Origin of the sequence: Pseudomonas sp. NMI542_15 (genome assembly GCF_021283425.1) — a bacterium.
Lineage (GTDB): Bacteria > Pseudomonadota > Gammaproteobacteria > Pseudomonadales > Pseudomonadaceae > Aquipseudomonas > Aquipseudomonas fortuita.
This window is the reverse complement of sequence record NZ_JAJSRO010000043.1, coordinates 1-14,247: the sequence shown is the minus strand read 5'-3', so window position 1 is coordinate 14,247 and position 14,247 is coordinate 1. Positions and strand designations below refer to the sequence as shown.

Genomic DNA, 14,247 nt, shown 5'->3' with positions numbered 1-14,247 from the left:
TGACCAGACCGAACAGCGGGCTCGCCGCGTCGAGCATCAGGTTTTCGAAGCCGCCACGCAGCTGGAACTCCGGGTCGGCGGGGTAGCCGGGGAGCGCCATTGCGACTTGAGGATCAGCGCCGGGACGGGGCTCTTGGCTTTGCTCCATATCCTCAAGCAGGACTGGCTTTTTCTTGAGCGGCACCGGGTTTTCAGTGCCATCGGACCGTCTGGACATCCTTAATCCTCGTCAATTAGCAGGTCAATTCACGCAATGCCTGCGAACTTCCCTGTGACCGGGCGCAAGCAATTCGCGAAAGCCTGAAGACTAACGAGGAATCAATTTCTATGGGAGATTGAAACTTCCTAAATAGCTGTAGGAAGCTTCGCTTCAAGTTGTTTTGAAATTATTATCAGCAGAGAATGGGTCGACAAGTTTGTATAAGTTACTGTTAATTTTGGGGGCTTGTAAGCCTCTGCTAAGCGGGCTGCGGCGCAGCAGTGACACGTATGGCAGGGCTGTTTTCAGGCGTCTGCAACGCGACGCGCCCGTAGAAGAACAATGCCGTTGCCCAAGTTGTAAGCCAGACAAAGATCCCGGCCCAGAACGTATGAGACATATAGTGCCAGCCCTGCAGCACGCGGGTAGTTCCGTACACGAACCCGATCAGCAGAATTGCCACCAGCAACTTGCGCGCATGCGCCCAGCGGTGGCGCAGGGCCACGAAATATAGCGCCAACAAAGTAAACCCGCTGGAGGCATGGCCCCCCGGCCAGCAGCGGCCATCACCGGCCTTGCTCCATAACGAGAAGTTTTCGAACCACTCGACCCGGGCCTGCGGGCCGCCATACAGGGTGGTTTCCACAGGGCAATACACGCTGGTATGGCTTTTAAGGTAATGAATCACGGTGGTGCTCAGTGCGAATGCCACCACCACGAATAGCAGGTCGCGGCGATGTTGGGTGGTAAAGCGCAGCACCGGTGCGATACGGGCCTTTTCCAGCATCCGGGTCAGGCCCAGTTGAGGTCGGTTGGCCAGACGCGGCCAGATGAACGACAGCACGCTGCCGATGACGGCGAGCTCACCGGTCCAGTCCGGCAGGATGCGCGGCCATTTGTGGGTGGCTTTCTCGAACCACTGGTTGTGCAGCAGCGGGAACTGGCCGGTGGTCGGGTCGAGCAGCAGGTTGCTGATCCAGCGATCGAGCTCTGTGAGGTCGAATGCAATGAACACGATGGCAGCCAGCAACAGCGGCAGCAGCAGGTTATTGCGGTAAAAAGTGGTGCGAGAGGGTGGCATGTTCAGAGCTCCTTGGCATCAACGAGTTTGCGCCATTCACTGGCTGCTATCTGGCCCAGCAGTTTCGCCTTGCCATCGTTGCCCTGGGTGATGAACAGGGCACTGGCATAGCTGTTCGAGGTCGTGCTGGCAGGTACTTCGAGCGCCTGCTCCAGCCGTTCCATGCAGCCGCTGTGGCTGACCAGCACGAGGTTGTGGCCGTTTCGCTTGAGGGCAAGGGCGTTTTCGGCGAAGTGGCCGTCACATTGATTAAGCCAGCCTTTCGTGGCAATGGTCTTACCAAACATGGCCTGTGCGGTCTGCCGGGTCCGCACCTCCGGGCTGGCCCACACATCGGCTGCGCCCAGACCAAGATGCTGCAGGCCGTGGCCTACATCGGCGGCAACATGGCTGCCCGCGACCGTGATACCGCTGGGGTCACCCAGGCAAGCACTGCTGGAGCGGTCGCAGCGTTCGGCATGGCGCAGCACCACGATCACCGAGCCTTTCGCCCAGGCGGCTTCGAGCCCGCTGTGCTGCAGGTGATGGGCGGTGCCGAGGTCAGCGATGGCCGTGCGGGTATGCGCCCAGGCTGCTGCAACACCCAGAATTGACAGTACGCACAAGACTGCGAATAACGCCTTGCCCCAAGGCAATCGGTGTACCTGCGCATGGCGTGAGGCGGGTGATGGGTCGATAACACTTTGCAGCATATTTGCCACTCCAGTCAGCTCGCTCCATAAGAGAGCGTCGGCACTGTAGGTAGCGGGATGTCGGTAGAGGGTGAGACAGATGTGAAAAAAGCCTTGACCCTTCAGCCATGCGGGTGGCTAACGTGATGATATGTCAAGTATGAAACCGGTTTCATAATATTTCTGAACGCGCTAGATTATTCGGCTGTCTTCTTGATGGCCTATCAAGATCACCTCCCACAGAAAAGCAGATGGCGCTAATCAAGGCCGCCGCACAGCCGATGAGGATTCGCAATGCCTGAGCATGCCCCAGACAACCCGCGCAGGGATTTTCTGCGCAAGACCTTGACCCTGATCCCAGTCGTGACCGTGGCCAGCACAGGGCTTGGCGTGGGCGCCAGCCAGCTGCTTGCGGCCCCGCAACCGCATCAGCCACCACAAGTGCCGGCCACGCCGCCTGCGGGCCACTATCAACCGACGTTCTTCAGCGCCGAAGAATGGGCCTTTGTACAAGCTGCGGTGTCGCGCATCATCCCGGCCGATGAGCTTGGCCCCGGCGCACTCGAAGCCGGCGCCGCCGAGTTTATCGACCGGCAGATGAACAGCCCTACGCCACTGGCGCGCAGTGGTACATGCAAGGCCCGTTCAACGCCGACGCTGCGCCCGAACTGGGCTATCAACTACAGCTCAGCCCGCAACAAATCTACCGTCTGGGCATTGCTGCCGTGGACGGCTGGTGCAAAGCCAATGGTGGGCAGGTTTTTGCTGAACAAGACAGCGCTACCCGCGACCGTATTCTTGGCAAAGTCGAGGCAGGAGAGCTGGTATTCGACACGGTCCCGGCCAAGGTGTTTTTCAGCCTGCTGGTGCAGAACACCCGTGAAGGGTTCTTTTGCGACCCGATCCATGGTGGCAACAAAGGCATGGTCGGCTGGACCCAGATCGGCTTCCCCGGCGCCCGCGCCGATTTCATGGACTGGGTCGAACGCAACGAGCCTTACCCGTTCCCGGCTGTATCGATCCGTGGCGAGAGGGCCTGAGGCATGGCGACTGTGTTGAACAAAGTGGATGCGGTCATCGTTGGCTTTGGCTGGGCTGGCGCGATCATGGCCAAGGAACTGACCGAGGCCGGGTTGCACGTGGTGGCCCTGGAGCGGGGGCCGATGCAGGATACCTACCCGGAAGGCAGCTACCCGCAAGTGATCGATGAGCTGACCTACAGCGTGCGCAAGAAGCTGTTCGTGGATGTGTCGAAAGAAACCGTCACTGTCCGCCACAACGTGAATGACGTCGCGCTGCCCAATCGCCAGCTCGGTGCTTTCCTGCCGGGCAAGGGCGTGGGCGGCGCGGGCCTGCACTGGTCGGGCGTGCACTTCCGGGTCGACCCGGTGGAGTTGCGCTTGCGCAGCCACTACGAAGAGCGCTACGGGCGCAAGTTCATCCCTGAGGGCATGACCATCCAGGACTTCGGCGTCAGTTACGAAGAGCTGGAACCGTATTTCGACTTCGCCGAAAAGGTCTTCGGCACTTCAGGCCAGGCGTGGACCGTCAACGGCCAGGTGGTCGGTGAAGGGAAGGGTGGTAACCCCTATGCGCCGGACCGCTCCAACCCCTTCCCGCTGCCCGCGCAGAAGAACGTGGTGTCGGCCAGGCTGTTCGAAAAAGCTGCCACCAGCTTGGGCTACAAACCCTACAACCTGCCATCGGCAAACACCTCCGGGCCTTACACCAACCCATACGGGGCACAGATGGGGCCATGCAACTTCTGTGGTTTCTGCAGCGGTTACGTGTGCTACATGTACTCCAAGGCCTCGCCCAACGTGAACATTCTGCCGGCGCTGCGCCAGGTGCCCAACTTCGAGCTGCGGCCCAATGCCCATGTGCTGCGGGTAAACCTGGACGACAGCAAGCGCAAAGCCACCGGGGTGACCTACATCGATGCCCAGGGGCGCGAGGTGGAGCAACCGGCGGAGCTGGTGATCCTGGCGGCGTTCCAGTTCAACAACGTGCGCCTGATGCTGCTTTCCGGCATCGGCAAGCCTTATGACCCCGTCAAGAACGAAGGTGTGGTCGGGCGTAACTTTGGCTACCAGAACATGGGCACGGTCAAGGCGTTCTTCGACAAAAACACCTACACCAACAACTTCATCGGCGCGGGTGGCAACGGCATTGCCATTGACGATTTCAATGCCGACAACTTCGACCATGGCCCCCACGGCTTTGTCGGCGGCTCGCCGATGTGGGTGAACCAGGCTGGCAGCCGGCCGATTGCCGGCACTTCCAACCCGCCGGGCACGCCTGCCTGGGGCAGTGCCTGGAAGAAGGCCACAGCCGACTACTACACCCACCAGGTGTCGATGGACGCCCACGGTGCGCACCAGTCCTACCGTGCCAATTACCTGGACCTGGACCCCACCTACCGCGACGCCTACGGCCAGCCGCTGTTGCGCATGACCTTCGACTGGCAGGAAAACGACATCAAGATGAACCAGTTCATGGTCGACAAACTGAGCACGATCGCTCAGGCGATGAACCCCAAGGCCATTGCGGTGCTGGGCAAGCAGGTCAAGGATCACTTCAACACCGCCAGTTACCAGACCACCCACCTGAACGGCGGTGCGATCATGGGCACCGACCCCAAAACCAGCGCCCTGAACCGGTATCTGCAAAGCTGGGACGTGCATAACGTGTTCGTACCGGGGGCTTCGGCGTTCCCGCAGGGCCTGGGTTACAACCCGACCGGGCTGGTGGCCGCGCTGACCTATTGGTCTGCACGTGCCATTCGCGAGCAGTACCTGAAAAACCCTGGCCCGCTGGTCCAGGCTTGAGGAGCGATGAGCATGAAGACAATGTTGATCGCAACCCTGTTGCTGGGTGCCTCCGCGGCCGCGCAGGCCTTGGCTAATGACGATGCACAGGTGCGCCAGGGCGAGTACCTGGCCCGCGCCGGTGACTGCGTGGCCTGCCACACCGCCAAGGGCGGAAAGCCCTTTGCCGGAGGCCTGCCGATGGAAACACCCATAGGCACGGTGTACTCCACCAACATTACCCCGGCGGCCAGCGGCATTGGCCAGTACAGTTTCGACGACTTCGACCAGGCTGTGCGCAAGGGTATCGGCAAGGATGGCAGCACCTTGTACCCGGCCATGCCTTATCCGTCGTACGCACGGGTCAGCGAGCAGGACATGCAGGCGCTGTACGCCTACTTCATGAAAGGCGTGGAGCCGGTCGAACAAACGAACAAGGCCACTGACATTCCCTGGCCGCTGAGCATGCGTTGGCCACTGGCAATCTGGCGCGGCCTGTTCGCGCCAGAGGCCAAGCCTTGGCAGGCATCGGCAGCAGCTGACCCTGTGGTGAACCGTGGAGCCTACCTGGTCGAAGGCCTTGGGCATTGTGGCGCCTGCCATACCCCACGTGCGCTGACCATGCAGGAAAAGGCGCTGAGCCCTGCAGATGGCGATCAGTTCCTGGCCGGCAGCGCACCGCTGGAAGGCTGGGTTGCGAAAAATCTGCGTGGCGACCACAAGGATGGCCTGGGCAGCTGGAGCGAGGCGCAACTGGTGCAGTTTCTGAAGACTGGGCGCAGTGATCGCAGCGCCGTGTTCGGCGGCATGAGCGATGTGGTTGAGCACAGCATGCAGCATATGAGTGACGCCGACCTTACCGCAATCGCCCGCTACCTGAAGACCCTGCCGCCGAGTAACCCGAATGACCAGCCGCACGTCTACGACAAGCAGGTGGCGGATGCGCTGTGGAAGGGCGACGACAGCAAACCCGGGGCGGCGGTGTACATCGACAACTGCGCGGCCTGCCACCGTACCGATGGCCAAGGCTACACCCGCGTGTTCCCCGCGTTGGCTGGCAACCCGGTGGTACAGACTGCAGATGCCACGTCGCTGATTCACGTGGTGCTGGCGGGGGGGACGGTGCCCGCGACGCACACCGCGCCCTCGAACTTCACCATGCCGGCATTCGGCTGGCGCCTCAGCGACCAGGAGGTTGCAGAGGTGGTGAACTTCATCCGCAGCAGTTGGGGTAATCAGGGTAGCGCTGTTACGGCCGGTGATGTGAAGTCGCTTCGCTGACTGCGTCCTCACAGAGCTGTAAACGGCTGATTGCGTTGGCAGGCGCTCTGTGGGAGCCCCTGCCTTGCTCAATATCTCAAAGCTTGATGCGATCACTGTGGGAGCGGGCTTGTCCCGCGAACACGGGCGAAGCCCGTGCCAGCCACCGCGTTGGATTTTTCGAGGGCATGCCCGCGCCCACAGAGCTATCATCTAGTCCATATTTATCAGGAACCTATAAGATATTGTTCAGATAATAACTCAAGATAATCAGACGGTTCCTGACCAACGGCAGGTTGACGAACTGCCGTAGTTTTGCTGTATTGAAACCGGTTTCATCGCTATCACAATAATCATAAGGACAGCCCATGACCGACGCGCCTGCCCATGCCCGCGAACGGGTCACCATCAGCGAAGTGGCGCGTGTCGCTGGTGTTTCCAAAGCCACCGTCTCCCGTTACATCGGTGGCGATCGCCAATTGCTGGCCGAAGCCACGGCCAAGCGCCTGGAAGAGGTCATCGAACGTCTTGGTTACCGCCCCAACCAGATGGCCCGCGGCCTGAAGCGCGGTCAGACGCGACTGATCGGCATGCTGGTGGCGGATATTCTCAACCCCTATTCAGTGGCCGTGATGCATGGCGTGGAAACCGCCTGCCGTCAGCACGGTTACAGCCTGGTGGTGTGCAACACCAACCGCGACGACGAGCAGGAGCGTCACCACCTGGTGGCCCTGCAGAGCTACAACGTCGAAGGGTTGATCGTGAACACGCTCGGCCATCACCCCGGCGAATTGCTCAACCTGCAGCGTGACATCCCCATGGTGCTGGTCGACCGCCAATTGCCTGAGCTGAATGTCGACCTGGTGGGCCTGGACAATGCCGACGCGGTCGAGCAGGCCCTCGACCACCTGCAGGCCCAAGGTTACCGCGATATCCTGGCGGTCAGCGAACCCCTTGATGGCACCAGCTCGCGCCTGGAGCGGGTGCAGGCATTCGGGGCGTCGGTCAGTCGCCGGCCCGGCATGCGTCAGCAGGTGCTGGAAATCAACGCCGGGTTGCCGGACCAACTGGCTGCGTTTCTTGCCGGCCGTGGCCATGGCCCGCAAGCAGTGTTCACCTTCAACGGCGTTGCCACCTTGGCAGTGACCCGCGCCCTGCAGGAGGCTGGGTGCAATCTGTTTGCCGACGTCGGGCTGATTGCCCTCGACGACCTCGACTGGTACCCCTTGGTCGGCAAAGGCATCACGGCACTGGCCCAACCCACCGAGCGTATTGGTGTGGCGGCATTCGAAAGCCTGCTCGATCGCTTGCGCGGCGACAGCGGCGCCGCCCGCCGCATCGACTTCAAGGCCAACCTGATCATCCGCGGCTCAACCCAACCCCAGTAAGCAACGGCAGGCTTGCGCCTGCGGCTGCCGACTAAAAATGAAACCGGTTTCATAAGGATAAAAACAATGCACCCGAACCCCGTTTCCATCAGCCTCTCAAGCTACGGCGCCGACTTTGTGCGGCAACGTGGCCAGGAGCAGTTCCTGGACATGCTGGCAGCCGCTGGCGTCAGCCGAGTGGAGTTGCGCGAAGAATTGTTTGCCAGCGCACCGGACGCGACCGCACTCGGTGCAGTCGTTGCCGCACTGGGCCTGGAATGCTTGTACTCGAGCCCCCTTGAATTGTGGACCGCGCAAGGCGTGCCCGATCCGCGACTGGTGCAGAAGCTGGAGACCGCTCGGGCGCTTGGCGCGGTGGCGCTGAAGGTATCGCTGGGGCATTTCGATGAGCACTGCGATGTAATGGCTCTGGCGGCGCTGCTGCCTGCTCATGGGCCGCTGCTGCTGGTGGAAAACGATCAGACTGCACAGGGTGGCAGGATCGAGCCGCTGCTGCAGTTCTTTCTGCGGGCCGACACGCTAGGGCTGCGCCTGGGCATGACTTTCGACATCGGCAACTGGCAGTGGCAGGACGAGCCTGCGCGGCAAGCCGCTCGGCAACTCGGCCGTTGGGTGCGCTATGTACATTGCAAGGCTGTGCAGCGCCGGGCCGATGGCCGTCTGGTTGCCACACCGCCCGAAGCGGCGGACCTACAGGCGTGGGCAGCGCTGATGGCCGAGTTCGCGCCCGGCGTGGTGCGCGCCGTCGAGTACCCTCTGGTTGGTGAAGACCTGTTGGCGCTCACCCGGGCACAAGTGCGTAGCCTGGCTGCACTGAGCGCCGGCGAGGAGGTGGCCCATGCATGAGCATGATGTGCTGTGCTTCGGCGAAACCATGGCCATGTTCGTTGCCGAGCAGACAGGCGACCTGGCCAGTGTCGGCCAGTTCGGCAAACGCATCGCAGGTGCAGACAGTAACGTGGCCATCGGCTTGGCGAGGCTGGGTTTCAAGGTGCGCTGGCTGAGCCGCTTCGGTAACGATTCACTGGGCCGTTTTGTGCTCGACAGCTTGCGCAGCGAAGGCCTGGACTGTTCCGGTGTCGAGGTGGATGCCTGCTACCCGACGGGTTTTCAGCTCAAGGCCCGCTGCGATGATGGCAGCGACCCGGCAGTGGAGTACTTTCGCCGTGGTTCGGCAGCCAGCAAGCTGTCGCCCACATCGCTAGGCCCAGGCTTGCTGCAGGCACGCCATCTGCACGCCACCGGCATCCCGCCGGCGCTGTCGGAAGGCTGCCGGGCGCTTTCCCACGCGCTGCTGGATGCCATGCGCGCAGCCGGGCGCAGCATCTCGTTCGACCCTAACTTGCGCCCCTCGCTTTGGCCCGATCAAAGCAGCATGGTGCGCGAAATCAATGCCCTGGCCGCCAAGGCCGATTGGGTTTTACCGGGCCTGGAGGAGGGGCGGTTGCTGACTGGCCAGCACACCCCGGCGGACATCGCTGGGTTCTACCTCGACCAAGGGGTGGAACTGGTGGTGATCAAGCTGGGCGACGCCGGCGCCTACTACCGCAGCGCCAAGGGCGAAGGGCAGGTAGCACCGGTGCCGGTCAGCCGTGTGCTGGACACCGTCGGTGCGGGTGATGCCTTTGCTGTCGGCGTGCTCAGCGCGTTACTTGAGGGACATGCGGTGGAAGAGGCGGTCGCGCGCGGCAACTGGTGCGGCAGCCGTGCCGTGCAGTCACGCGGCGACATGGAAGGGCTGCCGCAGCGCCATGAACTGGAGGCCCACGACCTGCGCAGAAGCGCGTGAGCCGCCCCGAAAGACCTGTTGCGACAAAAACAACAAGCTCAGGAGAAACAAAACCATGCAAAGCCAAAGCCTGGCACCTCGCCGCTGGTGGTACATCATCCCGATCGTGTTCGTCACCTACAGCCTGGCGTACCTGGACCGCGCCAATTATGGCTTCGCCGCTGCCTCTGGCATGGCCGAAGACCTGCACATCACACCCGTGTTGTCTTCCCTGCTGGGCGCGCTGTTCTTTCTCGGTTACTTCTTCTTCCAGGTACCCGGCGCCATTTACGCCGAAAAGCGCAGCGTGAAGAAGCTGATCTTCGTCTGCCTGATCCTGTGGGGCGGCCTTGCCACGCTCACCGGCATGGTCAGCAACGTCTACATGCTGATCGGTATCCGTTTTCTGCTCGGGGTGGTGGAGGCCGCCGTCATGCCGGCAATGCTGGTGTACCTGTGCCATTGGTTCACCCGCGCCGAGCGCTCGCGCGCCAACACCTTCCTGATGCTCGGCAACCCGGTGACCATCCTGTGGATGTCGGTGGTGTCGGGATACCTGATCAAGCATTACGACTGGCGCTGGATGTTCATCATCGAAGGCCTGCCTGCGGTGATCTGGGCATTCTTCTGGTGGCGCCTGGTGGATGACCGCCCAGCCCAGGTGAAGTGGCTGAGCGCTCAGGAAAAGGCCGACCTGGCGCAGGCCCTGGCCGCTGAGCAACAGGGCATCAAGCCGGTAAAGAACTATCGCGAGGCGTTCCGCTCGCGACAGGTGATCATTCTGGCGCTGCAGTACTTCTGCTGGAGCATTGGCGTGTACGGCTTCGTGCTGTGGCTGCCGTCGATTCTGAAGCAGGCGGCCAACGTCGATATCGTGCAGGCCGGCTGGCTGGCCTCGGTGCCTTACCTGGCGGCGGTACTGGCGATGGTGGGCGTGTCCTGGGCGTCCGACCGCCTGCAAAAGCGCAAGCGCTTCGTCTGGCCGCCGCTGCTGGTTGCCGCTGTGGCGTTCTATGGCTCGTACGCGTTGGGCAGCGAACATTTCTGGCTGTCGTACGCGTTGCTGGTGGTCGCAGGCGCCTGCATGTACGCGCCCTATGGCCCGTTCTTCGCAATCGTGCCGGAGATTCTGCCGGCAAACGTCGCAGGCGGGGCCATGGCGCTGATCAACAGCATGGGCGCGTTGGGCTCGTTCGGCGGTTCGTGGTTGGTGGGCTACCTCAATGGCGCTACCGGCGGGCCCGGCGCCTCTTACCTGTTCATGTGCGGCGCGCTGCTGGCAGCTGTGGCGCTGACCGCTGCACTCAATACCCCCCAGACGTCCGGCCGGGCCAAGCGCGCCAGCGCGAGGCTGGCCATGAACCCTCAGGAAACCTGAAATGAAGAAGCGAATCGTCCTTTACAAACGCCTGTCCGACGACTTGATGGCACGCCTGCAAAACCACGTTGAGGTGACCTGGGTGGACACCACACAGCCAGATGGCCTGGCCCGGCTGCGCGACGCGTTGCCGGGGGCGCATGGGTTGTTGGGGGCCAGCCTGCGCCTGGATGCCAGCCTGCTTGACTTGGCGCCGCAGCTGGAAGTGGTGTCCAGCGTTTCGGTGGGCGTGGACAACTACGATGTTGCCGAACTCAGCCGGCGTGGCGTGATGCTGACCAACACACCTGACGTGCTGACCGAAACCACTGCCGACACCGGCTTTGCCTTGATGCTTGCTACCGCCAGGCGGGTGGTGGAACTGGCGAACTGGGTGCGTGACGGCCATTGGCAGGCCAACCTGGGGCCGGGGCATTTTGGCAGTGATGTGCACGGCAAGACGCTGGGCATCGTCGGCATGGGCCGCATCGGCGAGGCTTTGGCCCGGCGCGCGGCAGCCGGCTTCGGCATGCGTGTGCTGTATCACAGCCAACGTGCCAAACCGGAGGTGGAGGCGCGCCATGCGGCACGCCAGTGCAGCCTGGATGAGTTGTTGCAGCAGGCAGATTTCGTTTGCCTGACCGTGCCGCTGAGCGTCAGTACCGAAGGCCTGATCGGTGCACGAGAGCTGGCGTTGATGAAGGCTGAGGCGATCCTGGTGAACATCTCACGGGGGCGCGTGGTGGATGAGCAGGCGCTGGTCGAAGCGTTGCGGGCCAGGCGCATACGTGGCGCGGGGCTGGATGTGTTTGTGCAGGAGCCGCTATCAGTAGACTCTCCGCTGTTGCAGCTCGATAACGTGGTAGCGACACCGCATATCGGCTCCGCGACCGAGGAAACCCGCCAGGCCATGGCGCGTTGCGCGGTAGACAACCTGCTGAGCGCGCTGGCCGGTGAGCGGCCGGCAAATTTGGTGAATGAGGTGTGCAGAACGTGAGAACAAGGGGCCGCTATACGGCCCCCGTACAATACAGGTCTATCGGCAGTTACCTGCCTTGCGATAGCCCGCTGCCTGCGCCTCACCCTCGTTAGCGAAGGTCACCTGGTTCTTGGCTGCGACCTGGTTGTAGCCCGGGCAGCCTACAGACAGGTGATATACGTGGCTGTTGCGGTTGCCAAGCACGGCCCCGACTGACTGGACACTGGCCAGGCTCGGCTTGGGCTCTGGCTTGGCGGCTTTCGCCGGCACCGCCTGTACCACGCCACTGCCAACCGGCTTGTAGTCGGCCGTCCACTTGCGCTCGCCGCTCACGAACGGGTTGGCATGCCCCATGATGGCGGCGATGCGCCGGTCGCGCTCTTTCTCCCAGGCCGATACCGGGTGCTGTTTGTCCCAGGCCATCAGCAGTTGTTGCTGCTGGCGCGACATACTCAGCTGGTAACGGTCGAACATGTAGAACGTGGTGCGAGCCACCAGGCCTTTGACTTCATCGCGCGGTTCGGCGGCACGCTGGACGAAATCGACCTTGGTGGTGCACTGGCCATACTCGCCGGCATTGCCAGCGACCATGCCGTAGTTGAAGTTGCTGCGGTCGCCGTTGACCTCGCCCACGGCCGGGTAGAGGTTGAACAGGTCGGCCTCCATGGCGCGGAACACTGGGTCGTTGTCCACGCAATGCTCGCGGCCGCCGTTCTTCCAGCACTGGCGCTGGTTGCCGAACGTATAGGCGGGCACGATGTGTTCCCACTCGGTGCGTTCGGCACGGTTTTGCTGCTTGCGCGTCTGGTAACCGCACGAAGCGGCATCGATGCGCCCACCCGACTTGCCCACCCAGGTCCATTTGCAACCGCAGTACAGGTCACCCATGGCACTGCTGGCCTGGTCCAGGTACACCTTCTGCTTGGCTACCACCTTGGCCTCGGTAAACGTCGCCGGGGGGTTGGCCAAGGCAGGCAAGGTGAAGGAAAACACTAAGGTTAAGGCGTAAAGCAGTGATTTCATGAGAAAAACATATTTCAGATTGGGGCGCGCATTGTAATGCTTTCCCCGTGGCTGGCCAGCTCGCTGAGCCATACCAGCGGTCGGCCCGGGGCGTCCCCTGCCATACGGCTGAACGTGGCCGAGTCGAGCATGTCCCTGACCTGGGCGCCCATGCGCAACAGGCGCTCGATGAAACCGGCACCGACGTCGCCGTAGTCCTCAAGCGAAACGCCGCTCTGGTTATGCTGGATCGCTAGGTGGTAATGACTGACCCCCGCGCCATTGCCGCTGCCGCCAAGTACCACCGTGAAGCGGGGGCCGAGCAGCGTGGCCAGGCGTTGCTGGACCAGGTCGAGCAGTGCAAGCGGTACTTCATCGTGCCGCAGCGTGTTGGGGAAGCAAGGGGTGAAGGGAAGCATGGGTGTGTCCTGCTGGCCGGGTTCGAGTGTTGGCCAGCTTAGGCAAGGTGACTGTCAACTTGGGTTAAGCGGGGGTAAAAGCGGGTAATGCTTAACCCTGGCGTGCGCGGCTGTTTGTGGGAGCGGCCTTGTGTCGCGAAAGGGCCGCGAAGCGGCCCCGGCAATGTTGGCGGTGAAGCTGAAAACCTGGGGGCGCTCCGCACCCCTTTCGCGACACAAGGCCGCTCCCACAAGAGCCCTCCCACCGTAAGAAAGGGCTCAGAACGTCTGCCCCAGCGAAAACTGGAAGATCTGGGTCTCGGCGTTATCCGGTTTTTTCAACGGCGCCGCCAGGCTGAAGCTCAGTGGCCCCATGGGGCTGTACCAGGTCACGCCAACCCCTAGCGACACGGCCATCTGCGCCAGGTCGACGCTGCCGCAGCCCTGGGTGGTCGACAGGTAACAGGTGTCGGCATACACGTTACCGGCGTCGACGAACAACGAGCTGCGCAGCTGGCTCTGGTCCTTCACGAACGGCAGCGGGAAGATGTATTCGGCGCCGCCGCTAATCAGGATATTGCCCCCCAGCACATCGGTGTCGCGGTCGGAATAGTAAGCCTGGCCGGCGCTGGCGTAGGTACCGGTGGCCGGGGTGTTGCGCGGGCCGAGGGTGCCATCCTTGAACCCGCGCACCGAGCCTTGGCCACCGGCGGTGTAGCTCTCATAGAACGGCAAGCCGTCGGTGGATCCGTAGCCATTGCCGTAGCCCAGGGTGGTGTGCAGGCGCAGCGAGGTGTTGTTGGTTACCGGCAGGAAGGTCTGGCCGTTGTAATCCAGTTTGTAGAATGACAGGTCGCTGCCAGGGGTGGTGGCCATCAGTGTCAGGCTCTGGGAGTGACCACGGGTGGCCAGCACGCCTTTGTTCAGGGTCGACTCGGACCAGCCGATCGACGCCTTGAGGTTGTTGAAACGCTTGCCCTCACGGGCGATGAAGTCGTAGATCTCGTCGGCGCTGTAGGTGCCTGGCGAAATGTCGTCGTGCTGCAGGGTCAGGCCGTAGGTCAGGCGCGAGGTTTCGTTGATCGGGTAGCCAAAGCTTACCCCGGCGCCGTAGCTATTGATCGCGTAGTACGAAACGCCATCGTCGTAGTAGTCGCTGTAGTCGGTGCTGTTGTAGAACAGGTTGTAGCCCAGGCTGACACCGTCGGCAGTGAAGTAGGGGTCCACGAAACCGAAGTTGTACTTGGTCTGGTACTCGCTGCGGGTCAGCCCGATGGACACCTTGTTACCGGTACCGAGGAAGTTGCTCTGGCTGATCGAACCCCCGAGGATCAGGC

General features: G+C 62.2%; 12 protein-coding genes and 2 pseudogenes. 8 read left to right on the top strand and 6 right to left on the bottom strand.

Annotation, left to right across the window (positions count from 1 at the left end):
• The 3 genes and pseudogenes from LU684_RS29925 to LU684_RS29915 all read right to left on the bottom strand — a co-directional run.
• A pseudogene (locus LU684_RS29925) lies at positions 1-217 on the bottom strand (type IVB secretion system protein IcmH/DotU); the annotation flags it as partial.
• Positions 218-458: 241 nt separating this feature from the next.
• Positions 459-1,280, bottom strand: a complete 822-nt coding sequence (locus tag LU684_RS29920; protein ID WP_016486769.1) for a phosphatase PAP2 family protein — start codon at positions 1,278-1,280, stop codon at positions 459-461.
• A gap of 2 nt (positions 1,281-1,282) precedes the next feature.
• A complete protein-coding gene (locus tag LU684_RS29915) occupies positions 1,283-1,972 on the bottom strand; it encodes a histidine phosphatase family protein (protein ID WP_016486770.1) in 690 nt (229 codons plus the stop codon).
• A 273-nt stretch (positions 1,973-2,245) separates the two neighbouring features.
• Here LU684_RS29915 and LU684_RS29910 point away from each other — a divergent pair.
• The 8 genes and pseudogenes from LU684_RS29910 (at position 2,246) to LU684_RS29875 (ending at position 11,528) form a co-directional block, all read left to right on the top strand.
• Positions 2,246-2,991, top strand: a pseudogene (locus LU684_RS29910) (gluconate 2-dehydrogenase subunit 3 family protein).
• A 3-nt stretch (positions 2,992-2,994) separates the two neighbouring features.
• A complete protein-coding gene (locus LU684_RS29905) occupies positions 2,995-4,779 on the top strand; it encodes a GMC family oxidoreductase (protein ID WP_232895331.1) in 1,785 nt (594 codons plus the stop codon).
• A gap of 12 nt (positions 4,780-4,791) precedes the next feature.
• Entirely contained in the window at positions 4,792-6,039 is a 1,248-nt protein-coding gene (locus LU684_RS29900; protein WP_060516313.1) for a cytochrome c, read from the top strand.
• Positions 6,040-6,386: 347 nt separating this feature from the next.
• Positions 6,387-7,406: a transcriptional regulator PtxS gene (gene ptxS, locus LU684_RS29895; protein ID WP_016486774.1), complete on the top strand. Its 1,020-nt coding sequence runs from the start codon at positions 6,387-6,389 to the stop codon at positions 7,404-7,406.
• 66 nt (positions 7,407-7,472) lie between these two features.
• Positions 7,473-8,252: a sugar phosphate isomerase/epimerase family protein gene (locus LU684_RS29890; protein ID WP_095117315.1), complete on the top strand. Its 780-nt coding sequence runs from the start codon at positions 7,473-7,475 to the stop codon at positions 8,250-8,252.
• Entirely contained in the window at positions 8,245-9,195 is a 951-nt protein-coding gene (locus LU684_RS29885) for a sugar kinase (protein WP_232895330.1), read from the top strand. Before LU684_RS29890 ends, LU684_RS29885 begins: the two co-directional genes overlap by 8 nt.
• Positions 9,196-9,250: 55 nt before the next feature.
• Positions 9,251-10,552 carry an MFS transporter gene (locus LU684_RS29880; RefSeq protein ID WP_145914206.1) on the top strand — a complete coding sequence of 434 codons (1,302 nt, stop codon included), beginning with the start codon at positions 9,251-9,253 and terminating at the stop codon, positions 10,550-10,552.
• Position 10,553: 1 nt separating this feature from the next.
• The gene (locus LU684_RS29875) at positions 10,554-11,528 is read left to right on the top strand and encodes a 2-hydroxyacid dehydrogenase (protein WP_016486778.1); all 975 of its coding nucleotides are present in this window, start codon (positions 10,554-10,556) and stop codon (positions 11,526-11,528) included.
• A gap of 39 nt (positions 11,529-11,567) precedes the next feature.
• Here LU684_RS29875 and LU684_RS29870 read toward each other — a convergent pair whose 3' ends face one another.
• The 3 genes from LU684_RS29870 to bamA form a co-directional block, all read right to left on the bottom strand.
• Positions 11,568-12,533 (bottom strand): endonuclease, encoded by a 966-nt coding sequence (locus LU684_RS29870; protein WP_016486779.1) that lies wholly within the window; start codon positions 12,531-12,533, stop codon positions 11,568-11,570.
• Positions 12,534-12,547: 14 nt separating this feature from the next.
• Positions 12,548-12,931 (bottom strand): hypothetical protein, encoded by a 384-nt coding sequence (locus LU684_RS29865; RefSeq protein ID WP_016486780.1) that lies wholly within the window; start codon positions 12,929-12,931, stop codon positions 12,548-12,550.
• 258 nt (positions 12,932-13,189) lie between these two features.
• Positions 13,190-14,247 (bottom strand): outer membrane protein assembly factor BamA (gene bamA / locus LU684_RS29860; RefSeq protein ID WP_232895329.1); only part of this gene is annotated, 1,058 nt, incomplete at its 5' end.